The organism is Sphingomonas caseinilytica (assembly GCF_023516455.1).
In the GTDB taxonomy this organism is placed as follows: domain Bacteria; phylum Pseudomonadota; class Alphaproteobacteria; order Sphingomonadales; family Sphingomonadaceae; genus Sphingomicrobium; species Sphingomicrobium caseinilyticum.
Genome location: NZ_JAMGBA010000002.1, coordinates 545,526 through 571,364, shown reverse-complemented (window position 1 = coordinate 571,364; position 25,839 = coordinate 545,526). Strand labels below are relative to the sequence as shown.

Here is a 25,839-nt window from a genome sequence, read left to right as displayed (position 1 = left end):
GAAAGCGCGCTGAACGTTGGATTACAGCTGCTGAACGGCATTCAACTAGCGCCTCTCACTGTCGGTTCTTCAATCAAGTGAATCTGTTCTGTTGCAGATTGGCACCATAATGATCCCATCTCCCCACAAGCCGGTAGGCACATGAGGCGCGGAAGCTGCGCCGGTCGGACCTTCTCGACCAGCTCTATGTTTGCTTGCTATCGGTCCTGGGATGAACTCCCAGACTGACCGCCAGCAGAAGCAGGAACGAAACGCCGGCCTGCTGCTGATCGCGGCAGCGGCACTGGCGATCGTGGCGGGCAATGGGCCTTTCGCAGGCACATATCAGGGTCTTCTTCACCTGCAGCTCGGACCCGTATTGCCGCGCGTCGGGCAGATGAACCTGCATCACTGGATCGCGGACGGATTGATGGCCGTCTTCTTCCTGCTCGTCGGGCTTGAAGTGAAGCGCGAATGGTTCGACGGGCAGTTGTCGACGCCGGCCGACCGCCGGCTGCCGATACTCGCCGCGGCTGCCGGCATGGCGGTCCCCGCGCTTATTTATCTCGCGGTTGTCGGTAACGATGCACAGCTGCGCAACGGCTGGGCCATTCCTGCGGCGACCGACATCGCCTTCGCAATTGGCGTGATGGCTATTTTGGGCCGGCGCGTACCGGCGTCGATCAAGCTTTTGTTGGTCACCATCGCGATCGTCGACGATATCGGCGCGGTCATCATCATTGCGCTATTCTATACGGCCGATCTCAACGTTCCCGCGCTGGCCGCTGCACTTGCGGTAACTGGCGCATTGGGAGCGCTGGGACAGTTTGGCGTGCGGCGGCTATGGCCCTTCATGGCCGGTTTCATGCTTCTGTGGATGTTGATGCTGGCCAGCGGTGTGCACGCGACAATTGCCGGGGTGCTCACCGCCCTTGCGATCCCGCTAGGCCGCGGCGAGGCGCATTCGCCGTTAAAGCGGCTCGAGCATCGCGTGCATCCCTGGGTGATGTTCGGCGTCGTACCTCTATTCGGGTTCAGTTCGGCAGGCGTCGAACTGGTCGACGGGATTGGCACAATCATTCAGCCACTGCCTCTTGCCATCGTCGCCGGACTGTTCTTCGGCAAGCAGGTCGGGATCTTTGGCGCCATCTGGGTGGCGGAAAAGCTGGGGATTGCCGCTCGCCCGGGCGGTGCCGGGTGGCTCCAAATCTATGGCGCCTCGCTGCTCTGCGGGATCGGGTTCACGATGAGCCTGTTCATCGGAGCGTTGGCGTTCCCAGCATCGCCGCAGCTGGTTGATGCGGCCAAGATAGGCATCCTCGCCGGGTCACTGCTTTCCGCGATTGTCGGCTTCCTTGTGCTTCGATTTGCGCCGCCATCGGAATGCAGAAGCCAGGACAGCGGTGATGCATCGGAGCTGTTCGGCGCCGACGAGGATCGCTAGGCGTTTTCCATTCATGGACCATTTCGACCTTAAGAACGGCAGCATTCACTGCGAGGAGGTTCCGCTGGAGCTGATCGCGGATGAAGTCGGGACGCCGGTGTATGTTTATTCTGCTGCAACGCTGCGCCGTCATGCGCGCGTCTTGAAGGCAGCCCTTGCCGACCTCGACAACCCGCTAATCGCCTATGCGGTAAAGGCAAATCCCAATCCTGCGGTGCTTTCCGTCCTGGCGCGCGAAGGACTTGGCGCCGACATCGTCTCGATCGGCGAGTATCGGGCGGCGCGGGCCGCGGGCATCGATCCCGAATGCATTCTATTTTCCGGCGTGGGCAAGACGGCCGCCGAAATGGCAGAGGCGATTTCGGGTGGGCTCAAACAGTTCAACCTGGAGTCCGTAGAAGAAGCGCATACGCTTTCGATCGTCGCCCGATCGATGGACGCGATCGCGCCGGTTGCACTGCGCATCAATCCCGATGTCGAAGCCGGCACGCACGCCAAGATCACCACGGGGACGAGCGACAACAAGTTCGGCATCCCAGCCGCGGATGCCCTGGCGGCGTTCCGCGAGCTGCGTGGCCTGCCCAATCTCAACGTCACCGGCATCACCGTCCATATCGGAAGCCAGCTGACCAGCCTTGCGCCGTTGCAGGCCGCATTCGAACGATTGGGCGCAATCATCGCCGAGCTTCGCGCCGACGGGTTCGAGCTTGAGATAGCGGACCTCGGCGGCGGACTCGGCGTCCCCTACGGGGCAGGCCAGCCTGAACCGCCGACACCGGAAGCCTATGGCGACATGGTGAAACGGGTCACGCGGGACTGGAACATCCGGCTGGCCTTTGAGCCTGGCCGGCTGATCAGCGGCAATGCTGGCGTCTTGTTAACACGCGTCGTGCGAGTGAAGCCCGGCGAAACCCATCCTTGGCTGATCGTCGATGCGGCGATGAACGACTTGATGCGGCCGGCGCTTTACGATGCCTACCATCATGTCGAAGCCGTGCACCCTTCGGGCCGGCGAGCAACTGCACACGTCGTAGGTCCAGTTTGCGAAAGCGGCGACACGTTCGCCATGGCGCGCGAGATGGACGAGGTCGCGGAAGGCGACCTTATCATCTTCAGGACAGCCGGCGCTTACGGGGCGGCGATGTCCAGCGGCTACAACAGCCGCCCGCTGACGCCGGAGGTGCTGGTAGATGGCGATCGATGGGCGCTCGTCAGGCGCCGGCTGGATCTCGCCGATGCCGCTTCGCTGCCGCTGCCGGAGTGGCTGCGGTCGCGCGATTGACAGTCATTACTCCGCCGATAAACCAACCGCTCCCTTCCGGAGTGCATAAATGAACCGACCTTTGCTCGCGCTCGTCCTGGCCGCCACCGCGCTCGGCGCCTGCCAGCGAGGAGCCAAACCGGCAGGGCAAGATGGTCTCGACTCGATTGCCCGCGAATATGTGCTTCTCAGCCTGACGATCGGCGAGAAGGAAGAAGGCTATATCGATGCCTACTACGGCCCGGCAGAGCTGCAGGCGAAGGCGAAGGCCGACGCAGCTGGCCAGGACCTGGATGCACTGGCGCACCGGACCGACGAACTCCGGAAGAAGCTGGAAGGGGTCATTTCCGATGATCCGATGGAGGCGCGCCGCGCGAAGTTCATTTCCGCGCAGCTGACCGCAGCAGCGACCCGGCTGCGGATGCTCAAGGGCGAGAAGCTGGCCTTCGACGAAGAAGCCAAGGGATTGTTCGGCGTTGCTCCGGAATTGAAGCCGCTCAGCAGCTACGATCCGGTGCTCGCAAAGATCGAGAAGCTCGTTCCCGGAACCGGCGAACTGGCGGATCGTGTCGACGCCTTCCAGAACCGCTTCAACATTCCCAAGGAGCGGCTGAAGCGGGTGTTCGACGCGGCGATCGGCGAATGCCGCCGCCGCACGCTCGAGCATATCCAGATGCCGAAGGACGAACGGTTCGACATGTCGTTCGTCACCGGCAAAAGCTGGAGCGGCTATAATTATTACCAGGGCAATGCCCACAGCCGGATCGAGATCAACACCGACCTTCCGATCCGTATCAGCCGCGCCGTCGATCTGGGATGCCATGAGGGCTATCCGGGACACCATGTCCTGAATGCACTGCTTGAGCAGCGGCTGACGAAGGAAAGGGGCTGGATCGAGTTCAGCGTTTACCCGCTCTATTCGCCGCAATCGCTGATCGCCGAAGGGTCCGCCAACTATGGGATCGACCTGGCGTTTCCGGGCGATGATCAGCTGAACTTCGGGACGAAGACGCTTTATCCGCTGGCAGGACTGCCGACCGCGCAGGCGGCGGATTACCTCGCGCTTACCCATGCGATGCGGGACCTAGCCGGTGCGCGCTTCACCATTGCCCGCGAATATCTGGAAGGCCGGATCGATGATGCCGAGGCCGCGCGACTAACCCAAAAATATGGGCTGGTGAGTGCCGAGCGAGCCAAGCAGATGACGGAGTTCACCAAGCAGTATCGGACCTATGTAATCAACTACGGCCTCGGGCAGGACATGGTGCGCGCCTATGTCGAGGCGGCCGGAACGGATCCCAAGGCACGCTGGGCGCGGATGGAGAAGATCCTGTCCGAGCCGACGCTGCCGAGCGACCTGAAACCCTAAGGCGGAGAGCCTGATGACGCTGAAGCTACTTCTCGTCGCTGCGGTGATCGCGGCAGCGCCTGCCCAAGCGGAACCGGCTGCACAGGAAAAGGCAGCGATCCTGGCCGAGTATATCGACCTGCTCGCGATCCCGAACGTTGCGACCAACGTTTCCGATATTAGGCGGAATGCCGATCACATCATGGCGATGATGACCCGGCGCGGCTTGGCTCCACGCCTGCTGGAGGGCGACAATGCCAATGTACCGCCGGCGATCTATGGCGAATGGCCGGTGCCCGGGGCGAAAAAGACTCTCGTGCTCTACGCGCATTATGACGGCCAGCCGGTTACGCCCGAGGACTGGAAGTCGACCCAAACGTTCGAGCCCAAATATTACACCGACCGATTGGACCGCGGCGGCAAGCAGATTGCGGTCCCAGCCGCGGGTCGGCCGATCGACCCGGAATGGCGGATCTACGCGCGCTCGGCGTCGGACGACAAATTGGGCGTCATGGCGATCCTGAAGGCAGTCGACACGCTCAAGGCACAGGGGAAACGTCCGGCCTACAATCTCAAGGTCTTCTTCGAAGGCGAGGAGGAGCAAGGATCGCCGAATCTCGCAGCCCTGCTCGCCAAGCACCAGGATACGCTGAAGTCCGACGGCTGGGTGATCTTCGACGGTCCGTCCCATCCGTCCGGCGCCCCTCAGGTTTCGCTCGGCGTTCGCGGCGACATCAATGTCGATGTGACCGTACATGGGCCGACCCGCCCGCTGCACAGCGGTCATTATGGCAATTGGGTTCCCAATCCGGCGATGGTGCTCAGCCAATTGCTTGCCTCGATGAAGGACAAGGATGGCCGGGTGACCGTCGCGGGTTGGTACGACGATGTCGTGCCGCTGACCGAGGCGGAGCAAGCGGCGATCCGCGCGGTTCCGGCAGCGGATGCCCAGCTGAAGTCCGAGCTTGGCCTCGGTTGGACCGAAGGCAATGGGATCTCGTTGCTCGATGCCATCCAGCAGCCATCGCTCAACATCAACGGAATCCGTGCGGCCGATGTCGGCGACAAGGCTCGGAATGTCATCCCGATATCGGCAGCCGCGGCGCTCGACCTCCGCCTGGTCAAGGGCAACGACAGCAAGCGGCAGGTTGAGAAGCTGATCCGCCATATCCAGGCACAGGGCTTCCTAGTGCTCGATCGGGAGCCGACGATGGCCGAACGGCAGGGCAATCCCAGGATCGCGACGGTGATTGTCGGTCCCGGCTATAATGCCGAACGCACAGCACTAGACAATCCGCTCGCACAGTCCGTCGCGGCCGCGATGAAGCCCTATGGCGCCGTAGTTTTGCCGTCGCTCGGCGGCTCGCTTCCGCTCTACTTGTTCCGCGAAACGCTCGGTGCACCGACGGTGTCGGTCAGCCTCGCCAACCATGACAACAACCAGCATGCGGAGGATGAAAACCTGCGCATCGGTAACCTGTGGCGGGCGATCGACATCGCTGCCGCCGTCATGCAGGCTCGCTAGAGAGCTCTAGAGCTTTTCGGTCAGCTCCGGCACGATCTTGAACAGGTCGCCGACCAGGCCGACGTCCGCGACCTGGAAGATCGGGGCTTCTTCGTCCTTGTTGATGGCGATGATCGTCTTCGAATCCTTCATGCCCGCAAGGTGCTGGATCGCGCCGGAAATACCGATCGCGATATAGACTTCCGGGGCGACGATCTTGCCGGTCTGGCCGACCTGATAGTCGTTCGGCGCATAACCGGCATCGACCGCGGCACGCGACGCGCCGACCGCCGCGCCAAGCTTGTCCGCCAGCGGATCGAGCAATGCATGGAACTGGTCGTTCGAACCGAAAGCCCGGCCGCCCGAGACGATGACCTTGGCGCTGGTGAGTTCAGGACGTTCCGACTTCGACAGCTCCGCCGAAACGAAGCTGGACTTACCCGAGGAACCACCGGCATCGACGGCCTCGACCGAGCCGCTGCCGCCGTCGCGTGCGGCCTTTTCGAAGGCAGTGCCGCGAACGGTGATGACCTTCTTGGCGTCCTTGGATTTTACCGTCGCAATGGCGTTGCCGGCGTAGATCGGACGGGTGAAGGTGTCAGCACCCTCGACCGACAGGATATCCGAAACCTGCATCACGTCGAGTAGCGCCGCGACGCGCGGAGCGACGTTCTTGCCGGTGGTGGTGGCCGGAGCGAGGAAGGCGTCATGGCTTTCCATCAGCTTCGCCGCTACCGGGGCGACATCTTCAGCCAGCTGGTGCTCAAGATGACCGCCGTCAGCGACGTGAACCTTTTGAACGCCAGCGATCTTCGTTCCAGCGTCGGCGACACCGCCAACGCCCGAGCCAGCGACCAGCAGATGGACTTCGCCGAGCTGCGACGCGGCGGTTACCGCGGCGAGGGTCGCGTCCTTGATGCTCGAACCGTCATGTTCGACGAGAACCAGAGTCTTCATTTGGCAACTCCCAGTGCCTTCAGCTTGCCCACCAGCTCGTCGACCGAGCCGACCTTTACGCCGGCCTGCCGCTTGGCGGGCTCGGTCACCTTCAGCGTTTCGATCCGCGGTGCGACGTCGACGCCGTAGTCACCCGGCGACTTGGTCGCGAGCGGCTTCGACTTGGCCTTCATGATGTTCGGAAGCGAAGCATAGCGCGGCTCGTTCAAGCGAAGGTCGGTGGTAACCACCGCCGGCGTTGCGAGCTTCACCGTTTCGAGGCCGCCATCGACTTCGCGGGTGACGTTGAGGTCGCCGCCGGCGACTTCGACCTTCGAAGCGAAGGTGCCCTGCGGCCAGCCCAGGAGCGCCGCCAGCATCTGGCCGGTCTGGTTCGAATCGTCGTCGATCGCCTGCTTGCCGAGGATGATGAGGTCGGGGTTCTCCTCGCCTGCGATACCCTTCAGGATCTTGGCGACGGCCAGCGGCTCAACCTCTTCTTCGGTCTGGACCAGGATTGCGCGGTCCGCGCCCATGGCCAGCGCGGTGCGCAGCGTTTCCTGAGCCTTGGCCGGCCCGATCGAGACGGCAACGATTTCCGTCGCGGCGCCCTTTTCCTTGAGGCGGATCGCTTCTTCGACCGCGATCTCGTCGAACGGGTTCATCGACATTTTGACATTGGCGAGATCGACGCCGGAGCCGTCCATCTTGACGCGCGGCTTGACGTTGAAATCGATCACTCGCTTGACGGCGACCAATAGTTTCATTCCACCTGTCCCTTCTTCGTCATGCCGGACTTGATCCGGCATCCGCCTGCCTTCCTTCGTTCGTTCGAAAGGAAGGCAGACCCCGGCTCAAGGCCGGGGTGACGGAAAATTATGCCGCAACGGCTTCGTTTACCTCGGCGACGATCTTGCGGGCGGCATCGCCCAGGTCGTCGGCGGCGACGATCGGCAGGCCGCTCATCGCCAATATGTCCTTGCCCTGCTGGACGTTGGTGCCTTCGAGGCGAACCACCAGCGGAACCGACAGCGACACTTCCTTGGCCGCGGCGACAATGCCTTCGGCAATGATGTCGCAGCGCATGATGCCGCCGAAGATGTTGACCAGGATGCCCTTCACGGCCGGATCCGAAAGGATGATCTTGAAGGCCGCGGTGACCTTTTCCTTGTTGGCGCCGCCGCCGACGTCGAGGAAGTTGGCCGGGAAGGCGCCATTGAGCTTGATGATGTCCATCGTCGCCATGGCGAGGCCGGCGCCATTGACCATGCAGCCGATGTTTCCGTCGAGCTTGATGTAGGCGAGGTCATACTTCGACGCCTCGATCTCCATCGGATCCTCTTCCGAGAAGTCGCGGAGCTCGGCGAGGTCCTTGTGGCGGAACATGGCGTTGCTATCGAAGCCGACCTTGGCATCGAGGACCATCAGCTTGTTGTCGCCGGTGATCGCGAGCGGGTTGATCTCGATCTGCGACGCGTCGGTGCCGAGGAATGCGTCGTAGAGCTTGGCCAGCACATATTGCGCCTGCTTGGCGAGGTCGCCGGACAGGCCGAGCGCAGCCGCGACGGCGCGGCCGTGGTGCGGCATCAGGCCGGTAGCGGGATCGATAGTGATGGTTTCGATCTTTTCCGGCGTGTCGTGAGCGACAGCTTCGATGTCCATGCCACCTTCGGTCGAGGCGACGACGGCAATGCGGCCGGTCGCGCGATCGACCAGCAATGCGAGGTAGAATTCCTTTTCGATATCCACGCCATCGGTGATGTAGAGGCGCTGGACCTGCTTGCCCTCGGCGCCGGTCTGGATCGTCACCAGAGTCTTGCCGAGCATCTCTTCTGCTGCTGCGCGGACTTCGTCGATCGACTTGGCGAGGCGGACGCCGCCCTTCGCGTCAGGGCCCAGTTCCTTGAACTTGCCCTTGCCGCGGCCACCGGCATGGATTTGCGCCTTCACGACCCACAGCGGCCCGGGAAGCATCTTGGCAGCGCGAACCGCGTCCTCGACGGTCATCGCGGCATGCCCCGCCGGGACCGGTACGCCGAACTTCGCCAGCAGATCCTTGGCCTGATATTCGTGGATGTTCATGAGTCACGTCCCAATGGAATGAATTGCCGCGCCCTTAAGCAGATCGCGCGCGCAATGGAAAGCTCGCGAATGGCCCCTTAACTTCACTATTTGCATGGGCGATTCGACCATTTTCGTGAAGTTAAGCGCCCGCCCCGAACGAGTCTGGCCGGGAGCGATAGTGTGTCGCATCGGCAGGCGATATAGATTCGCAAGGGGTGGTAGGACAGGGAAAACGAACGGTCAGTGCCACCCATCCGCAAGATCATCCACGTCGACATGGACGCCTTCTATGCGTCGGTCGAACAGCGCGACGATCCGGAGTTACGCGGAAAGCCTGTCGCGGTTGGCGGCGGCCATCGCGGCGTCGTGGCTGCCGCAAGCTACGAAGCCCGCAAATTCGGCGTTCGATCCGCAATGCCGTCGGTGACGGCCAAGCGGCGCTGCGCGGACCTGGTTTTCGTCAAGCCGCGGTTCGACGTCTACCGTGCCGTGTCGCAGCAAATCCGGGAGATCTTCGCCGACTATACGGACCTGATCGAGCCGCTGTCGCTCGACGAGGCCTATCTCGATGTTACCGAGGATCGGCGCGGTCTCGGCAGCGCCAAGGCAATCGCCGAGGATATCCGCGCCCGCATCAAAGCCGAAACCGGGCTCACCGCTTCGGCCGGCGTCAGCTACTGCAAGTTCATCGCCAAGCTGGCGTCGGACCAGAACAAGCCGGACGGAATTTGCGTCATCCCTCCGCACAAGGGCCCCGAATTCGTCGCGACCCTTCCGGTCAAACGCTTCCACGGAGTTGGTCCGGTCACTGCGGCAAAAATGGAGAAGCTCGGGATAATGACCGGCGCTGACCTGGCGCGCTGGCCGATCGCGGAGCTGGAAGCCCAGTTCGGATCATCCGGACGATGGTATTGGCGAATCGCGCGCGGAATCGACGAGCGGGAAGTGAAACCGGACAGGCCGTACAAGTCGGTCAGCGCCGAACGGACCTTCGATGTCGACTATGTCGAAGCGGACGACCTCAAGCGGGAATTGAGCCGCGTCGCGGGCTATGCCTGGCAGCGGATCGAGCGATCGGAAGTACGCGGGCGGACGGTCACGCTGAAGGTCAAGTTCGGCGATTTTACGCAGATTACCCGGTCGAAAAGCTTCACCGCGGCTGTCCCGGACTATGCGTCGTTCGAAAGTGCAGGGCAGGCGTTACTGGACGCGCTGCTTCCCGTTCCGAAGGGGATTCGGCTGCTTGGCCTCGGGCTTCATTCCATCATGGATGAGGATGAGTCATCGCCCCGTCAGCTGGGACTCGAAATCTGATAATTTTTCTGATATATAATTGTCATCAGCCGTCGCGACCTGCGGCGGTTGTTTCATACAGGTTCAAGTTCACACGGAGTCATTGCCGGACCGGGGGGTCGCTATTGGGGGGCGATTACGGTGCGCAACGGCATGACGCAAGTGGGCTATTGAAAGAGGTGACGGAATGGCTGCAAAGGCCCTTAGCTTCGATGTTGGCGATTATGTTGTTTACCCCAAGCACGGCGTTGGCCGGGTAGTTGAACTACAAAGCACTGAAATCGCCGGAACCAGTCTCGATCTCTACGTCCTTCGTTTCGAGAAGGAAAAGATGACTCTCCGCGTCCCCGTCGCCAAGGCGGACTCGGTCGGCATGCGCAAGCTGTCGAGCGACAAGACCATGAAGGACGCGCTCGAAACGCTGAAGGGCAAGCCGAAGGTCAAGCGCACCATGTGGTCGCGCCGCGCCCAGGAATATGAAGCCAAGATCAATTCGGGCGACCTGACGTCGATCGCCGAAGTGGTCCGCGACCTGTTCCGCCCGGACGATGCGCCGGAGCAGAGCTATTCGGAACGGCAGATCTTCGAAGCCGCCTCGTCGCGCCTGGCGCGCGAGCTGGCCGCGATGGAGCAGACCGACGAGAAGGCCGCGCTGGCCAAGATCCTCGAGGTCCTGAACAAGGCCGCGCTGATCCATCACAAGGCCAAGGAAGCGGCATAGGCTTCGCTTCCTTCTAACGAACAAGGGCGCCCCTCACCGGGCGCCCTTTTCATTTTGAGCGTTCACCGGCTGGAATTCGACGTTCGGCACCTCCGCACATCGAACGAAGCGACCATCCGTCTAGTTTGAATGGAAACCGGTGAAGGCGAAGGATAGGATCCACCGGTCATCTTGGGGAGAAGATGCGCTTGTCGATGTTTCGTTTCAGCATGATCCCGGCTCTGGCGCTGGCCTGCTCGGCAATCGGCGGCGATGTTTCGGCCCAGGCGCCCAAGCCCAACAAGCCCATTCCAGTTCCGACCACCCCCATGCCGCCGCTCCCGCCCGCGGTCATCGACGATACGCTGCAAATCGCCGGCGAAGATATCGACGCCCGCAAGATACGAACACGAATGACCGTCGAGGTGGGCATCAATGGGCAGGGCCCGTACCGCTTCCTGGTCGACAGCGGCGCCGATAGTTCCGTCGTCGGACTTCGCCTTGCGCAGCAGCTTCAACTGCCGCTGACGACGCCGGTCACCGTCCACGGCATGACGGGAAGCGCGATCGTCGACCGGGTCAAGGTCGACGAGCTCACCCTTGGCACAAGCATCGTCCAGAACCTGGAGCTGCCCGCGCTGAAGGAAGGAGACCTGGGCGGCGCGGGCATGATCGGGATCGACGCGCTGGTCGAACAGCGGTTGATGATGGATTTCGAGAAGCGCGTGATCAAGGCGGAGGACGCAAGCCAGCCTGCGATCCGGATGGATGGCGAAATCGTTGTGAGGGCCCGGCGCCAACGCGGCCAGTTGATCCTGACGCAGGTCAGGGCAGCCGGACTTCCGCTCGACGCGGTGGTCGATACAGGATCGGAAATCACGATCGGCAACACGCTGCTGCGCGACAAGTTGATCAAGGGAAACCGGGACAAGTTCGTTACGATCGCCGCGACCGGCGTCACGGGGGTCACCATGAACATGCAGCTTGCCCGGATCGGCGAGTTGAAGCTTGGGTCCATAACGCTTCGCAATGTGCCGATCGCATTCGCCGATGTTCCGCCATTCGAAGTGTTCGGACTTACCAACGAACCGGCGCTGCTGCTTGGAACCGATCTGTTGGAGACGTTTCGACGAATCTCGCTGGATTTTCGGTCGCGCAAGGTCCGGTTCCAGTTGAGGCGCTGCGGATCCGTAGGGATCGTCATCAGCACCGCGCCGACATCGCTGACGCGCCTGTCGTCCGAGGACAAGGGCGCGGTTTGCCGGCGCTAATCCGGTAATTTTGCATTGCACTCATTCACTGCCTTGGTGTATTACTAATGCAATACGCCAAAAGGAGGATATTAATGTCGATCCGTTTCGCATCGCTGGCCGCCGTGGGCTTGCTGGCCGCAGGATGTCATGTCGGAGCAGATGCCGAGGACCGGGAAGCCGGCGCCGAAGTAACCCGCAGCTACCAGGTCGGCGCGTTCGATCGGTTGGAGGTCGCTGGCCCCTATGAAGTCAATGTGGTGACCGGCGGACAGGCCGGCGTGACCGCGAAGGGCGGCGAAAACCTGCTCGCCGAGACAGACGTGCTCGTCGAGAATGGTGTCCTGAAGATCCAGCCCAAGAAGAAGAAGGGCGTCCGCTGGAACTGGCGGAACGGCAAGGCCGTCTTCACCGTCAACGCAGCCGCGCTGCACGGCGCGTCGATCGCCGGGTCGGGCGACGTGAAAGTGGACAAGGTTTCCGGCGACTTCGAAGGCGAAGTCGCGGGCTCCGGCGGGTTAAAGGTCGGCCAGATTGCGGGTGGCAAGGTGAAGTTCGACATTGCCGGATCGGGCGGCGTCGAGGCAGCCGGAAAGGCCGACGCGGTCGACATCTCGATTGCGGGATCGGGCGACATCAACCTTGGCGGATTGGCTAGCCGCACCGCCGAAGTCTCGATCGCTGGTTCCGGCAACGTCAAGGCAAGCGCAAGCGAAAGCGCCAATGTCTCGATCATGGGGTCGGGCGACGTCGACATCAGCGGCGGCGCCAAGTGCACCGTATCGAAGGCGGGCTCTGGCAGCGTCAACTGCGGGTAGTCATTCGTTAACCATGTAAGGCGAAGATGGGCAGATGATCGATCGTCTGCCCATTATTGCCTTGCTTGCGCTGGCCAGCCTGCCGGTTGCCGCCGCGACGCCGGCAACCCAGCGCAACTATTCCGTCAACGGCTTCGACAGGATCCGGATCGACGGCCCCTATCGGGTCGAGCTCCGGACCAATGTCGCCCCCTATGCGCGGGCCAGCGGCACGCCTGCCTCCCTCGATGATATTTCGATCAAGGTCGAGGGTCGTACATTGGTCGTCCGCTCCGGTGGTGGAGGCTGGGGCGGATATCCGGGCGAAGGCCGGGGACCGGTGACGATTGAGCTTGGCACTCATGATCTTAGTGCCGCCTACATCAATGGCGCCGGTGCACTGAACGTCGATCGCGTGAAGGGCCTGGGATTCGAAATGTCGATCCAGGGATCAGGCATCGCTTCCGTGGGCGAGGTCGATGTCGACCAGATGAAGATCAGCGTTTCGGGTGCGGGGACCATCCGGATGGCGGGCCGGGTCGCGAAGCTCACCAGCACCATTCGCGGCACATCGACGTTCGAAGCCGACAGGCTAGAGGTCAAGGACGCGGTCATCGGCGCGGAAGGCCCGTCGACGGTGCGGACCCAGGTCACCAACAGCGCAAAGGTCGACGCCACCGGCCTCGCCTCGATTACGCTGACGGGCGAACCCGCCTGCACGGTCAACGCCAAGGGATCGGCCAGTGTCGTCGGATGCAAGGAAGGGCGCTACTAGCTCAGACGAGCGCGAGCGCCGCCAGTTTTCCATATAAACGCGGCGGAAGCTCCGACAGGCCGCTGCCGTCGTCCTCGCCGCTCGGGGCATTTCCGTCCTCGAGATAACGCCATCCCTGGTGCGCGCGCTTTGGCCGTGGCGGAATGACGACCAGTTCGGCCGAACAGACGATGTCGATCCGCCCGTCGCTGCGGTCCTCGAACCGAAGGATCTGCTGGCGGGCGATCATCCGGTGCTTGACGATCCAGTGAAGGGAGCCGCCGACAAGTTCTTCCATTCGCTTGGGCCGCATCCGCGTCGGAACGCGCACGACGCCCTCGCCCGAAACCCGGCGTGCGATGCGGTTCTGAAGCGCTTCGAGGCTGGCACAACCAACCGCGACCTTGGTCAGATGAAGGGACGGCACAGGTCTGAATTGGCGGGATTGGCCCGCCCTTTCAATAGGCTAGAGCCCGGCGGCGGTCGCAAGCCCGAGAAATACGAGGAAACCCATCGAGTCCGTCACCATGGTCACGAACACGCTGGACGCCACGGCCGGATCGGCGCCGGCCTTTTCCAGCCCAAGCGGAACCAGCACGCCCGCCAGGCCGGCGACGACGATGTTGGTCAGCATCGCCAGGGCGATCACCGTTCCCAAGGTGCCCGAGCCCAGCACCAGCGTCACGCCGATGCCGATCAGCACCGCGATCGTCAGCCCGTTCATCATCGCAACCCGGATTTCACGCCATACCGCGCGCCAATGGTTGGAGCCGGTAAGCTGGTTGGTGGCGATCGCCCGAACGGTCACGGCTAGCGTCTGGGTCCCCGCATTTCCTCCAACGCCGGCAACGATTGGCATCAGCGCGGCGAGCACAGCCATTCGCTCGATCGCATTTTCGAACTGGCTGATGACCATCGAAGCGACCAGCGCCGTCAGCAGGTTCGCGGCGAGCCAGCGGACCCGTGCCTTGTAGGTATCGACCAACGGTTCGTTGATGTCGCCTTCGCCGGCACCGGACAGGAGCAGGACGTCTTCGCCCGCTTCTTCCTGGATGATGTGGACGATGTCGTCGACGGTGATCATGCCGACCAGCCGGCCGCTGGAGTCCACGACGGCGGCGGAGATCAACGCATATTTCTGGAACTTCAGCGCGACCTCTTCCTGGTCGAGGTCGACCGGGATCAGGGTCTGCTTGCGCGCCATGATCTCGCTCACCAGCGTCGATCGCGGCGAGCGAAGAATGGTCGACAGTTTGCAGGTGCCGACCGGGTGGTGGTTCGGGGAGACGACGAACACTTCCCAGAAATCGGTCGCAAGCTCGTCGGACGAGCGGAGATAGTCGATGACCTGGCCGACCTTCCAATGCTCCGGCACCGCGATCAGGTCGCGCTGCATCAGGCGGCCGGCGGTCTCCTCGCCATAGGTCAGCGCTTCCTCGACGGCTGCGCGGTCGTCGGGCTCCATTGCCCGAAGCACCGCCAGCTGCTCGTCCTGCTCGAGGTCCTCGATCAGCGCGACGGCGTCGTCGGTATCGAGCTGCGCGGCGAGGTCAGCGACCTGCTGCGGCTCCATCTCGTCGATGACATCTTCGCGGACATATTCGTTGAGTTCGGCGTAAACGTCGGCGTCGACGATGCCGGCCAGCGCCTCGATCAGGTCCCCGCGCTCGTCGCCCGGGGCAAGTTCGATCAGGTCCGCGATGTCAGCGGGGTGGAGTTCCGCGACCAGTTCGCGCGCGGCTTCGTCGTCGCCGTCGGCAACTGCGTCGAGCACCTCCCGAACGAAGGCGGGAAGCAGCCGATCCTCCTCATCGTGGATCCGATCTTCGGCGTGGACGGCCTCGGGCTCATGCGGAGGGGTGGCGATGATGTCGCTGTCGCTCATGATCGTCCCCTCGCTCGACTTCTTTGCTGAGTGCCAGTTCCCTATGCCCGAGCGACTACTGGCGCAACCCGCACAACGCGACTAGATGGCGGCCACACCAATCTATCCAAGGACATGACGATGGCCGACGCCAATACCCTCACCCTCAGCCTTTCCAGCGGCGGCGACGTCGTCATCAAGCTTCGTCCGGACCTGGCGCCCGGCCACGTCGAGCGGATCGCCGGTTTGGCGCGCGATGGCTTCTACGACGGCGTCGTGTTCCATCGCGTGATCCCGGGCTTCATGGCACAGGGCGGCGATCCGACCGGAACGGGCATGGGCGGCAGCGACCTTCCCGACCTCAAGGCGGAATTCAACAGCGAGCCGCATGTGCGCGGCGTCTGCTCCATGGCGCGTGCGCAGAACCCCAACAGCGCCAATAGCCAGTTCTTCATCTGCTTCGACGATGCGACCTTCCTTGACCGGCAATATACGGTCTGGGGCCAGGTCGAGAGCGGCATGGAGCATGTCGACGCGCTTCCCGTCGGCGAGCCTCCGCGCGAGCCGGGCAAGATCCTGAAGGCGACCGTCGCCTGATCAGTTAGCTTGTCATTGCGAGGAGCGTAGTGACGAAGCAATCCATGGATTGCCGCGCCGCTTCGCGGCTCGCAATGACGAGGTGAACAGATGACGCAGCCAATCGCGCTGATTACCGGCGCTTCCGCCGGGCTGGGGGTCGATTTCGCCCGTCAACTGGCGTCTAAGGGCAAGCGACTGGTCCTTGTGGCTCGACGCAAGGACCGGCTCGATGCGCTTGCGGCGGCGATCGGGAATGCAAGGGCGGTGGAAGCCGACCTCAGCGTTCCCGGCGCGGCCGACCGGCTGATGGCCGATCTCTCGGCTCACGGCGAGCATGTCGAGTTGCTGGTCAATAATGCGGGCTTCGGTCTTGCGGGCCGATTCGCAAAGCTGGACGCGAAGCGCCAGCGGCAGATGATCGACCTCAATTGCGGAGCGTTGGTCGAGCTGGCGCACGCGGTTCTGCCGTCCATGATCGAGCGAAAGTCCGGCGCAATTCTGAATGTCGCGTCGACTGCTGCGTTCCAACCCGGTCCGGGCATGGCGGTCTATTTCGCGACCAAGGCCTTCGTCCTGTCGTTCAGCGAGGCGCTGCACGAGGAGGTTCGGAAGAACGGCGTAATCGTTTCTGCGCTGTGCCCGGGTCCCACCGCGACCGAATTCGGCGAGGTCGCGGGGTGGAAGCCCGCGGGGCCATCAGCCAAAATATTCGTCGACATGGCGGCAGATTCAGCCTCGGTCGTTCGCGCCGGATTGGAGGGTCTCGAAAGGGGCCGGGCGATCGTGATTCCGGGACTGATGAACAAGTCGACTGCACAAGCGCACCGCCTCTTCCCGCGCAGCTGGGTGCGCAAGGCCGCAGGCTCGATCAAACTGTAAGCTGCGCGTCCGCGCGAGCCAGAATGTCCTGGAATCGGGGATCGTCGCGAAGCGGATCGAAATCGGAGTCGATCTTCAGCCAAAGCATTTTTTCGCGACCGGCGTGCGGAAACCATCGCTCCAGCAGTTCGAAGGCGCGTTCGGGTTCCCCTAGCTGCGACCAGGTACAAGCAGCGTTGTAGAGGGTCTGGCTATCGTCCGGATCCAGCGCCACGGCCCGTTCCAGATATTCGATTGCTTCTTCCCTGCGACCGATGCCCGCAAGCGTTGCCGCAGCCAATTGGGCGGGGCGAGACCATTCCGGATTCTGCCTCATCGCCTCTTTCGCCCGCTTGATGGCCATTTCGCCGTAGAGGAAGACGTCGTTGAAGCGCCCGAGCGTCTTGCAGATCGTCTCCAGCATTGCGGGCGACGTGTAGTCGTCGGGCTGAATTTCGAGCGCTCGGACATAGAGCGGAACCGCGCGTTCGAACTGCGCCGTCCGCGTACAGTAGCGCGCATAGAGGAAATTCACGTCGTGGCTGTGCGGGTCGAGCGAAAGCGCATGTTCGAACGTGGCGAGAACCTCGGCCGGGTCATGCCCTTCAACAAAGCTCATTGAATCGGCACGTGCTGCATGCGCCTCGGCGAGGCTGGGGTCGATCGCCAAGGCCTTGTCCGCATTGGCAAGGATGCGCTCCTCGGGGATATCTTCCCCGTACCACCCGACCATCCTGGCATCGCAATTGGCGATCCCGGCAAAGGCCTTCGCATAGTTGGGATCAAGCTGCGTTGCCCGGACGAACATCTGCCGGGCGAGCATGAGAAAGCTCTTGGTCGCATTGTGGAAGAACTGCCGACCCTTGAGATAGAGCGAATAGGCTTCGACATTCTCGGTCGGCGCCGCGCCGAAGATGCTCATTTCCTCCGGCAGCAAGCGCAACCTCAGCTGTTCCACGATGGCCTTGGTCAGCTCGTCCTGAATGGCGAAGATGTCGGTGAGGTCGCGGTCGTAGCGTTCGGCCCAGAGGTGACCGCCGGTCGAGCCGTCGATCAGCTGCGCGGTGATGCGGATCCGGTTGCCGGCCTTGCGGACGCTGCCTTCGAGCAGGAAACGCACCCCAAGCTCCGCTGCGATCCGGTCGAGATGACCCGACATATTCTTGTAGGCGAAGCTGGTGTGCCGCCCGACAACGAACAGCGCGCTGATCTTCGACAGGTCGGTGATGATGTCCTCGGTGATGCCGTCGGAGAAATATTCCTGCTCCGCATCGCCGCTCATGTTGGTGAAGGGGAGGATGGCAATAGAAGGACTTGCCATAACCACCGCCATCGGGTCGGCCATGGTCATTGCAGGAGCGTTGCCGGACTCCAGCAGGACGTCGAACACCCTGATGGGCATGGCGATATTCTTGAGCTGTTGCTGGCCGCGGTCGGCGAAACTCAACTTCAGCCGGCTTTCGACATTGTCCCGAACCGATTGCGAGACCGCGATTCCGCCTGGCCGTGCCACCCCCTCCAGGCGGGCAGCAATGTTGACGCCATCGCCGAACAGATCGTCGCCCTGCACGATCACATCGTCGAGGTTGATCCCTACCCGGAACTGGATCCGGCGATCTTCGGGGATGTCTGCATTACGTGCCGGCATCGAATCCTGGATCGTGATGGCGCATTCCATTGCGCCGACCACGCTCGAAAACTCCGCCAGGAGGCCGTCACCGGTGAGCTTGACGATCCTGCCGCCATGCTCGGCGATCGTCGGGTTCACCAGCTCCCCATGAAGGTCCTGCAGGGCCTGCAGGGTGCCGACTTCGTTAGCCCCCATCAGCCGGCTGTAACCGACCACATCGGCGGCCAATATTGCGGCCAAGCGGCGTTCCATGGCTGCACTCACCCCAACCAAAGTTGCGATCACCTACCAGCAGCACGACCTTAAAACCAGCAATTGCCCCAGATTAAGGGCGTCGCGCCGACTCAGAGGGGAAGTTGAAGAATTATTCATGTTGCAGTGCGATTTTGCACTTGCGAAATCCATTGTGCAGTGCGATAAAGAACTGCCTTTTTTAAAGGCATCCTCTCCTGATACTTAGGCCGGGCGGCGACGCCCGGCCTTTTTTTCTGCTCGTTCCGGCCCCAGATTGAACCGGAATGCCCTGCTGCCGTTCCTTACGCGGCGCGTCCAAGGGTCTTGTGACAGCTACAGCGAGAGGAATTTTGATGGCGACGGTCGATACTTTGGTGAGGCGAGTCCAGGTCGCCCATCTTCCTCCGATCGACAGCGGGCACGGCATCGCGCGCCTTCCGGCCAAGCTGATGAAGGACATGAACCTTTCCGAGGGCGACATCATCGAGATCGTCGGCAAGCGCTCCACGGCGGCCAGGGTGTTGGGGCCGTACACCGAGGATGCCGGGCTCGACATCATCCGTCTCGACGGATTGCAGCGCGCCAACGCCGGTGTTGGATCCGGCGATTATGTCGAGGTCCAGAAGGCGACGTCCAAGCCCGCGACCAAGGTGGTTTTCGCACCCGCCCAGAATAATGTCCGGCTCCATGGGTCGTCGCAGGCGCTGAAGCGCAGCTTCGCCGGACGCCCCTTCTGTGAAGGCGACACCGTAGCCACTGCCGGACACCAGCGGGTCAATGCCGACATGCCGGACAATATCCGCCAGCTGCTGAACGCGCCGGCCTTCGCGCTTCAGGAAGTGCGGCTGACGGTCATGTCGACGTCTCCGAAGGGCATCGTCCACATCGACGCCAGCACGCAGGTCGAGCTGCTCCCCGAATTCACCGAGAAGAAGGAAGGCGAGCGCCGCGCGGACGTCACCTATGACGATCTGGGCGGAATGAACGACACCATCGACGCGCTTCGCGAGATGGTCGAACTGCCGCTCCGTCACCCCGAACTGTTCCAGCGCCTTGGCGTCGATCCGCCCAAGGGCGTTCTGCTGCACGGCCCGCCCGGCACCGGCAAGACCCGGCTGGCGCGCGCCGTCGCCAATGAAAGCGAAGCGCAATTCTTCCACATCGCCGGGCCCGAGATCATGGGATCGGCCTATGGCGAATCCGAGAAGCGCCTGCGCGAGATTTTCGAGGAAGCGGCCAAGGCCGCACCGTCGATCATCTTCATCGACGAGATCGACTCGATTGCTCCCAAGCGCGGGCAGGTGACGGGCGAGGCCGAGAAGCGGCTGGTCGCCCAGCTTTTGACCTTGATGGACGGGCTGGAGCCCCGGCAGAACCTGGTCGTCATCGCGGCGACCAACCGCCCGGAGGCGATCGACGAGGCGCTTCGCCGCCCCGGCCGGTTCGACCGCGAAATCGTGATCGGCGTTCCCGATGACCGCGGCCGTCGTGAGATCCTCGGCATCCACACGCGCGGCATGCCGCTGGGCGATGGAGTGAACCTCGACGAGCTGGCGCGCCGTACCTACGGCTTCGTCGGTGCCGACCTTGCGGCGCTGACGCGGGAGGCGGCGCTTGAAGCGGTCCGCCGGATCATGCCCAAGCTCAACCTCGCCGAGGAAACCATTCCGACCGAGGTGCTGGATGCATTGTCGGTGGAGGCGCACGACTTTGAGAATGCTCTGAAGCGGGTCCAGCCGTCGGCGATGCGCGAAGTGATGGTGCAGGTACCGACAATCGGCTGGGACGATATCGGCGGCCTCGACCAGGCGCGCGACAAGCTTCGCGAAGGAGTCGAGCTGCCCTTGAAGCATCCCGATGCTTTCCGTCGCCTGGGCATCCGCCCGGCGAGGGGCTTCCTGCTCTATGGGCCGCCCGGGACAGGCAAGACCTTGCTGGCCAAAGCGACTGCACGCGAAAGTGAGGCCAATTTCATCGCAACCAAGTCGAGCGACCTCCTCAGCAAATGGTATGGCGAGAGCGAGCAGCAGATTGCCCGATTGTTCGCCCGCGCCCGGCAAGTGGCACCCACGGTAATCTTCTTCGACGAGCTGGACAGCCTGGTCCCGGCGAGGGGCGGCGGCATGGGCGAACCGCAGGTGACCGAGCGCGTGGTCAACACCATCCTGGCCGAGATGGATGGCCTGGAAGAGCTCAACAATGTGGTGGTGATCGGGGCGACCAACCGTCCCAATCTCATCGATCCCGCGCTGCTCCGTCCGGGCCGCTTCGATGAGCTGATCTATGTCGGAACGCCGGACACCGCCGGCCGGCGCCGGATTCTTGCCATCCACACCAAGGACATGCCGCTGGCAAAGGACGTCGATCTTGAGCTGCTGGCGCGGCGGACCGAACGGTTCACCGGAGCGGACCTGGAGGATCTTGTCCGGCGCGCGGGTCTGACGGCCCTTCGCCGCGGGCTCGACAGCCGCGAGGTAACGATGGCGGATTTCGAATCCGGGCTCACCGAAACCCGGGCTTCGGTTACCGAAGAGATGCTGAACGACTATGCCAAGATTCAGGAGACGCTGAAGTCCGACGCGGTGAAACCGGTCGGCGGGATCGGCTTTGTCCTCCCCGGAATGCTTCGGCCGCGCGGTCCGGCGAAGGGTGGATCAGGCGGAGAAGAGCCGCCCGCGACCCCATAGGAGCAGGCCGATCAACAGCGCGGCCCCCGCAGCGAATGGCAGGTGGGGGTCGACGCCGTAAAGCAGCATGCCGATTCCCGGCGCCAGGACATAAGCGGCGCCGTTGGCGGCGGTGATGACCCCCGCGACGCCGCCTTGTTCTGAAAGTGAGACGGCAAGGCTCGCGCCGGCGGTGAAGCCGGGGCGGGTGAAACCGAAGCCAAGGTTCGTCAGACCGAAGCCGAGCACGATGCCGTAAAGGTCGCCTGCGAACATGGTGACGATCATCCCAAGCGAACCGACCAGCGCGCCCCAAAGGATGAGCTGACGCGGCTCCAGCCGGAGGCGGGGAATGACTCCCCACTGGGCCGCGAGCGTTGCGGCGGCGCCGGCCATCATCACAATCGAAATCTCTTCTTCAGATCCGTGCGGCGCGAGATGCAGCCGGTCGATGACGAAAAAGCCGATGCAGGCGAGCGTTGCCGCCTGGGCGTGGCCGGCGATGACACCAGCAGTGATCCAGTTGCGGATGCGCGAGTCGCTCCAGCGGATGCGCGGCGCGTTGCGATGTGTTGCCGCGATAACGCTGGCGCCGGTCGGCGTGCTGGCAAGCGAAGGATAGCTCATCGCCGCGCCGTGCCCGCTCCGTCGGCCGTGCCTTGGCTTCAGGTCATTCGGAAGTCCGAACAGGATGGCGAAAAACACCGCGATCGCGATGGCCGCGAAGATGAACAGCGGGCCGGACAGGCCAAGCAGCGGCAAGACGAACAGCGGCGCCAGCGCCGGTCCGATGATCGTACCAAGGCTGAAGCTGCTGGCCAGTGCCGAGAGCGCCGACACCCGCGACGAGCGGCGCGTGCGCGACGCGAGATAGGCCTGTGTGGCGCTGGGGGTCGCGGAGCCGAGTGAGCCGTAGAGCGCGCGGCAGATGGCGAAAGCGGCAAAGGTCAGCCCACCGGCAAGCGCACCATTAAGTCCCGCAAACAGCACCAGGCCACAGAGCAGCATCGATGCGATGAACCCGCCAACCCCAAGCAGGGTCAGCGCCTTGCGGCCGTGGCGATCGCTTTGCTTGGCCCAGAAAGGGGCGAGGAAGACCCATAGGATCGCGGACCAAGTGTAAGAGACGGTCACCCAGAAATCGCTGATCCCGATTTCGCGGCCGATCGCGGGCATTACCGACTGGAGCGCGGTGTTCCCGGCGGCAGCCACCAGCATGGCTGCGTAAAGCAGCAGGAAGTGACGCGTCGTCAGCGCGCTTCCCGCTACGCGCGGCCTGTCTGGCAAAAGCTGCATCTCATCGCACTTAGGCCCGCGGGGCGACTCGCGAAAGCCACCCAATTGCCTTGCCAAGCGCTTAGCGATTTGCGAACGCCGGGCCGGAACCGGAATAATTTGGGAGCCTCACTTGAACGCCACTCGAGCCAGCCAGCTGAACGGCAAGCGCCGCCATGGCCTGCGCGCTGGCCGTGACCGCAAGAGCCCCCGCTGGCAGTTCCTGCGCGGCTTCCTGAAGCATCCTGTCATGGTCGGTTCGGTTATCCCTTCGAGCAAGATCCTGATCGACAAGATGCTGAAGCCGGTCGAATGGTCGTCTACCCGGCTGTTCGTCGAATATGGTCCCGGAGTCGGCACATTCACCCGGCCGATCCTCGAAAAACTGCGGTCGGACGCGAAGCTGATCGCGATCGACACCAACCCTGAATTCATCGACTATCTGAACGGCGATATCGACGACGACCGGTTCATCGCCGTCCACGGATCAGCCGCGGATGTCGAAAAGATCATTGCCGAGCATGGCTTCGATCACGCCGACTATATCCTCTCGGGCCTTCCCTTCTCGACATTGCCGCCCGGCGTCGGGCAGGAAATCGGCGCGGCCACCGGACGCGCGATCCGCGATGGTGGCGCCTTCCTGGTCTACCAGTTCAGCCCCAAGGTCCGCGACTTCATCGCCCCGCATTTCGAGCGGATCGACCGCGGGTTCGAGTGGCTGAACGTGCCGCCGGCGACCCTCTTCTGGGCCTGGCGCGAGCGCGACTAGATCCGGCCCAGGTTCAAGCGCCGGGTGATCGAATAGTCGGCGCTAGTCACCAGGAAAAAACTGATCGCCTGGATGATCCGGGTCCACCAACTCGACCGCTTGCGATGCACCTCCGCCGTGATCGGCTCGCAATGCGTCAACTCCTGTTCGAAATAGGAGCGCAGCAGCATCGCGAATTTGGGATCGTCGACGCGGAGCATCATTTCCAGGTTGAGGTAGATGCTTCGGATGTCGAAGTTCGACGATCCGATGTGCACGACATCGTCGAGGATGACGAGTTTCGTGTGCAGCTTGGTCGCCTGATATTCGAAGATCTCGGCGCCACGGCGAAGCAGGTTCTTGTAGGTGTAGCGAGCTGCCGCGATCGTCGCATGATTGTCCGACTTGGCTGCAGTGATCACCCGCGCCCGGCGGCGTCCGTGCCTGCTGATCCGCCGGAGGATCGCCCGCGTCGGCGCGAAATAGGCGGCGATCATCGCGACATCGTCGGTCGACAATAGGTCGCGGCTGGTTGCCAGGGCCCAGGGGGAGAGTCCTCGGGTAGGCCCTCCGAACGTCCATTGAAGCGTGCCATGATTCTCGCTGAAACGATGGATGATGCGGTTCAGGGCCCGGATCTTCGATCCCTTGGTTCGCGACCAGGCCATCAGATCGTCATAGTAAGGGACAAGCCGGGCGACCGCCGGCCCCTCGACCATCAGGCCGAGGTCGCGCCACGCACCCTCTTCGATCGTCCCGAAATAGCTGTCGTCGATGTTGAACCCACCAATCAGCACCCGACTCTCATCGGCCAAGGCCATCTTCTGATGGCAACGGATGAGGTAGCGCCGTCCGAAGGTCGGGTGGAAGCGGCAGAAGATGAGGCCCTTGTCGATAAGCGGCTCGAAATATTGGTCGCGGACATAGGCCCCGAATCCGTCGATCAGCAGGGAGACCGCAACCCCCCGCTCCAGCGCGCGGCGGATCGCCCCCGCCACCAGTTCGCCGCTATGGTCGTCGCGGTACATGTAATAGAGCAGGCGGACGCTTCGCTCTGCACCGTCGATCAGCCCAATCAGCGCGCCCAGCCGCTCTGGTCCCTCGGTCAGGAGGGTCAGTCTGTTGCCGTCGACTTCACAACTGCTGTCGGCGGGGGGCAGGGCGGCATCGGCCATCATGCCAGTCTGGGGAGTGGCGACGCTGCTGGCAAGCTGGCGCCGACTCGCGATTTCATTGACTTTGAAGGACCTTCTCCCTATCTCGCCGCCTCTCACCTATTTTAGAGGCAAGGCAGAGCGACAATGGCGCGCGTGACGGTCGAAGATTGTGTCGACAAGGTTTCCAACCGGTTCGACCTGGTATTGATGGCGGCGCAGCGCGCCCGCCAGATCTCTGGTGGTGCCGACCTCACGATCGACCGCGACCGTGACAAGAACCCGGTCGTCGCCCTGCGCGAAATCGCCGAGCAGACGGTGAAGCCCAAGCATCTCGAGGAAGCGATCGTCTCGAACCTCCAGCGCGTCCGTATCGACGAGGATGACGAAACGGATGAATTGGCGAGCCTGAGCGAATCGGCCGAGGCCCTCCGCCTCACCGCAGCCGCTCCGCCGCGTCCGACTCCGTCGGGCGGCGACTACGAATAAGCTGCAGCCAGCTTGTCGATGACTTGAAGAGGGCGGCTTTCGGGCCGCCCTTTTTGATTCAGTCGAGCTCGCCCCGCAGGACATGGGCCCCGCTGGCGCGGTCGACCCACATCATGTCGCCAAGCTTCAGTTCGCGCCCGTCATGGGCCAAGACGCAGATCCGCTTCACCGGTTGGCCGTCTTGCTTGTCGGCCAGGAAGATCTCCTGGCAGCCATGCCCCCAATCCTCGCCCCACTGGCGAAGCGCCAGCACCACGGGAAGGAGCGCCTCGCCCTTCGGCGACAGGGAGTAAACGACCTTGCGGCGATCGACCGGGTCCGACTTGCGCTCAAGGATGCCGCCGTTGACGAGCTTGGCGAGTCGGTTGGACAGGATGTTGCGGGCGATTCCGAGCGCGGCCTGGAACTGTTCGAAATGTTCGAGCCCGTTCAGCGCGCCCCGAAGGATGAGGAAAGCCCATTTCTCGCCGATCAGTTCGACCGCCGAAGGCAGCGGACACCGAAGGGCCGCGGCCTTGAATGCCTCGATATCTGGTTCGACCCTGACAACCTGGTGACGATTCAACGCTCGACCTCTCCCAGCCGCCTTTATGCACGATTGAACGCAAAATAACAGTTGCAAAATGCAATGATAATCAGCTAAACGGTTTCAACCAAAAACTCATTTTCCGAGGCCCCCATGAACCGCGTCGCCGCCTTCATTGTTGCTGCAACTCTTGCCGCCCCTGCCCTCGCGGGCACCTATTCGGCAAAGCCCGCCGCGGCTCCGGCCTCGGCCAAGATCATCGGCAAGGACATCAGCTGGAACTGCTCGGCCGACGGCTGCCGCGGTTCGACCGAGGCCAGCCGCCCGGTGATCATCTGCGAGGACCTGGCCAAGCGCGCCGGCCGGATCGAAAGCTTCTCGGCAGACGGCAAGGCGCTGACCGCAGAGCAGCTCGCCAAGTGCAACTCGGCCGCCAAGGACGGCGTTACACCAGCGCTCGCAAAGGCTAATTAACTCCCCGGTGCC

General features: G+C 62.9%; 25 protein-coding genes. 16 read left to right on the top strand and 9 right to left on the bottom strand.

The genetic code is table 11. From position 1 onward, the window contains the following. Positions 1-211: 211 nt before the first annotated feature. Genes nhaA through LZ496_RS09405 form a run of 4 tightly spaced genes read left to right on the top strand, consistent with a single transcriptional unit; the run spans position 212 to position 5,557 of the window. Complete coding sequence (nhaA, locus tag LZ496_RS09420) at positions 212-1,423, top strand: Na+/H+ antiporter NhaA (protein ID WP_249904374.1); 1,212 nt, start codon at positions 212-214, stop codon at positions 1,421-1,423. A 13-nt stretch (positions 1,424-1,436) separates the two neighbouring features. Continuing rightward, positions 1,437-2,705, top strand: a complete 1,269-nt coding sequence (gene lysA / locus LZ496_RS09415) for a diaminopimelate decarboxylase (protein ID WP_249904373.1) — start codon at positions 1,437-1,439, stop codon at positions 2,703-2,705. Positions 2,706-2,754: 49 nt separating this feature from the next. Continuing rightward, positions 2,755-4,053 carry a hypothetical protein gene (locus LZ496_RS09410; protein WP_249904372.1) on the top strand — a complete coding sequence of 433 codons (1,299 nt, stop codon included), beginning with the start codon at positions 2,755-2,757 and terminating at the stop codon, positions 4,051-4,053. 13 nt (positions 4,054-4,066) lie between these two features. Beyond that, positions 4,067-5,557, top strand: a complete 1,491-nt coding sequence (locus LZ496_RS09405; protein WP_249904371.1) for a M20/M25/M40 family metallo-hydrolase — start codon at positions 4,067-4,069, stop codon at positions 5,555-5,557. Positions 5,558-5,563: 6 nt separating this feature from the next. Here LZ496_RS09405 and LZ496_RS09400 read toward each other — a convergent pair whose 3' ends face one another. The 3 genes from LZ496_RS09400 to sucC form a co-directional block, all read right to left on the bottom strand. Continuing rightward, positions 5,564-6,493 (bottom strand): electron transfer flavoprotein subunit alpha/FixB family protein, encoded by a 930-nt coding sequence (locus tag LZ496_RS09400; RefSeq protein ID WP_249904370.1) that lies wholly within the window; start codon positions 6,491-6,493, stop codon positions 5,564-5,566. Further along, complete coding sequence (locus LZ496_RS09395; RefSeq protein ID WP_249904937.1) at positions 6,490-7,239, bottom strand: electron transfer flavoprotein subunit beta/FixA family protein; 750 nt, start codon at positions 7,237-7,239, stop codon at positions 6,490-6,492. The genes LZ496_RS09400 and LZ496_RS09395 overlap by 4 nt, the downstream gene beginning before the upstream one ends. A 109-nt stretch (positions 7,240-7,348) precedes the next feature. Beyond that, a complete protein-coding gene (sucC, locus tag LZ496_RS09390; protein WP_249904369.1) occupies positions 7,349-8,554 on the bottom strand; it encodes an ADP-forming succinate--CoA ligase subunit beta in 1,206 nt (401 codons plus the stop codon). 225 nt (positions 8,555-8,779) lie between these two features. On the opposite strand from sucC, the gene dinB reads away from it, so the two are divergent. The 5 genes from dinB (at position 8,780) to LZ496_RS09365 (ending at position 13,351) form a co-directional block, all read left to right on the top strand. Next, positions 8,780-9,850, top strand: coding sequence for a DNA polymerase IV (gene dinB / locus LZ496_RS09385; protein WP_366516716.1), 1,071 nt, complete (start codon positions 8,780-8,782; stop codon positions 9,848-9,850). Positions 9,851-10,016: 166 nt separating this feature from the next. Beyond that, entirely contained in the window at positions 10,017-10,550 is a 534-nt protein-coding gene (locus LZ496_RS09380; protein WP_249904368.1) for a CarD family transcriptional regulator, read from the top strand. A 194-nt stretch (positions 10,551-10,744) separates the two neighbouring features. Next, entirely contained in the window at positions 10,745-11,800 is a 1,056-nt protein-coding gene (locus LZ496_RS09375; protein WP_249904367.1) for a retroviral-like aspartic protease family protein, read from the top strand. A gap of 74 nt (positions 11,801-11,874) precedes the next feature. Further along, positions 11,875-12,597: a head GIN domain-containing protein gene (locus LZ496_RS09370; RefSeq protein ID WP_249904366.1), complete on the top strand. Its 723-nt coding sequence runs from the start codon at positions 11,875-11,877 to the stop codon at positions 12,595-12,597. Positions 12,598-12,631: 34 nt separating this feature from the next. Next, positions 12,632-13,351, top strand: a complete 720-nt coding sequence (locus LZ496_RS09365; RefSeq protein ID WP_249904365.1) for a GIN domain-containing protein — start codon at positions 12,632-12,634, stop codon at positions 13,349-13,351. Position 13,352: 1 nt separating this feature from the next. On the opposite strand, the gene LZ496_RS09360 is transcribed toward LZ496_RS09365, so the two are convergent. Together LZ496_RS09360 and mgtE are read right to left on the bottom strand one after the other, a co-directional pair. After that, positions 13,353-13,757: a DUF1489 family protein gene (locus tag LZ496_RS09360; protein ID WP_249904364.1), complete on the bottom strand. Its 405-nt coding sequence runs from the start codon at positions 13,755-13,757 to the stop codon at positions 13,353-13,355. Between the two features lie 39 nt (positions 13,758-13,796). Beyond that, on the bottom strand, positions 13,797-15,215 hold the full coding sequence (gene mgtE, locus LZ496_RS09355; protein WP_249904363.1) for a magnesium transporter: 1,419 nt from the start codon (positions 15,213-15,215) through the stop codon (positions 13,797-13,799). 120 nt (positions 15,216-15,335) lie between these two features. Between mgtE and LZ496_RS09350 the strand changes: the two genes are divergently transcribed. Together LZ496_RS09350 and LZ496_RS09345 are read left to right on the top strand one after the other, a co-directional pair. Next, positions 15,336-15,791, top strand: coding sequence for a peptidylprolyl isomerase (locus LZ496_RS09350; protein ID WP_249904362.1), 456 nt, complete (start codon positions 15,336-15,338; stop codon positions 15,789-15,791). Positions 15,792-15,881: 90 nt separating this feature from the next. Further along, positions 15,882-16,652 (top strand): SDR family NAD(P)-dependent oxidoreductase, encoded by a 771-nt coding sequence (locus tag LZ496_RS09345; protein ID WP_249904361.1) that lies wholly within the window; start codon positions 15,882-15,884, stop codon positions 16,650-16,652. On the opposite strand, the gene LZ496_RS09340 is transcribed toward LZ496_RS09345, so the two are convergent. Continuing rightward, complete coding sequence (locus tag LZ496_RS09340) at positions 16,642-18,513, bottom strand: adenylate/guanylate cyclase domain-containing protein (protein WP_249904360.1); 1,872 nt, start codon at positions 18,511-18,513, stop codon at positions 16,642-16,644. The genes LZ496_RS09345 and LZ496_RS09340 overlap by 11 nt on opposite strands. On the opposite strand from LZ496_RS09340, the gene LZ496_RS09335 reads away from it, so the two are divergent. Then, entirely contained in the window at positions 18,512-18,721 is a 210-nt protein-coding gene (locus LZ496_RS09335) for a hypothetical protein (RefSeq protein ID WP_249904359.1), read from the top strand. The genes LZ496_RS09340 and LZ496_RS09335 overlap by 2 nt on opposite strands. Positions 18,722-18,848: 127 nt before the next feature. Beyond that, positions 18,849-21,182 (top strand): CDC48 family AAA ATPase, encoded by a 2,334-nt coding sequence (locus LZ496_RS09330; protein ID WP_249904358.1) that lies wholly within the window; start codon positions 18,849-18,851, stop codon positions 21,180-21,182. Here the strand turns inward: LZ496_RS09330 and LZ496_RS09325 are convergent. Then, complete coding sequence (locus LZ496_RS09325) at positions 21,150-22,457, bottom strand: MFS transporter (protein ID WP_249904357.1); 1,308 nt, start codon at positions 22,455-22,457, stop codon at positions 21,150-21,152. The genes LZ496_RS09330 and LZ496_RS09325 overlap by 33 nt on opposite strands. Positions 22,458-22,686: 229 nt before the next feature. On the opposite strand from LZ496_RS09325, the gene LZ496_RS09320 reads away from it, so the two are divergent. Next, positions 22,687-23,205, top strand: coding sequence for a class I SAM-dependent methyltransferase (locus LZ496_RS09320; protein WP_249904935.1), 519 nt, complete (start codon positions 22,687-22,689; stop codon positions 23,203-23,205). Here the strand turns inward: LZ496_RS09320 and LZ496_RS09315 are convergent. After that, positions 23,202-24,359, bottom strand: a complete 1,158-nt coding sequence (locus tag LZ496_RS09315) for a phospholipase D-like domain-containing protein (protein ID WP_249904356.1) — start codon at positions 24,357-24,359, stop codon at positions 23,202-23,204. The genes LZ496_RS09320 and LZ496_RS09315 overlap by 4 nt on opposite strands. A gap of 126 nt (positions 24,360-24,485) precedes the next feature. On the opposite strand from LZ496_RS09315, the gene rpoZ reads away from it, so the two are divergent. Then, entirely contained in the window at positions 24,486-24,827 is a 342-nt protein-coding gene (rpoZ, locus tag LZ496_RS09310; RefSeq protein WP_249904355.1) for a DNA-directed RNA polymerase subunit omega, read from the top strand. A gap of 58 nt (positions 24,828-24,885) precedes the next feature. Here the strand turns inward: rpoZ and LZ496_RS09305 are convergent, their stop codons facing one another. Further along, a complete protein-coding gene (locus tag LZ496_RS09305; protein WP_249904934.1) occupies positions 24,886-25,356 on the bottom strand; it encodes a winged helix-turn-helix transcriptional regulator in 471 nt (156 codons plus the stop codon). Positions 25,357-25,506: 150 nt separating this feature from the next. Here LZ496_RS09305 and LZ496_RS09300 point away from each other — a divergent pair, with 150 nt between their 5' ends. After that, a complete protein-coding gene (locus LZ496_RS09300) occupies positions 25,507-25,827 on the top strand; it encodes a CC_3452 family protein (RefSeq protein ID WP_249904354.1) in 321 nt (106 codons plus the stop codon). Positions 25,828-25,839: the final 12 nt, after the last annotated feature.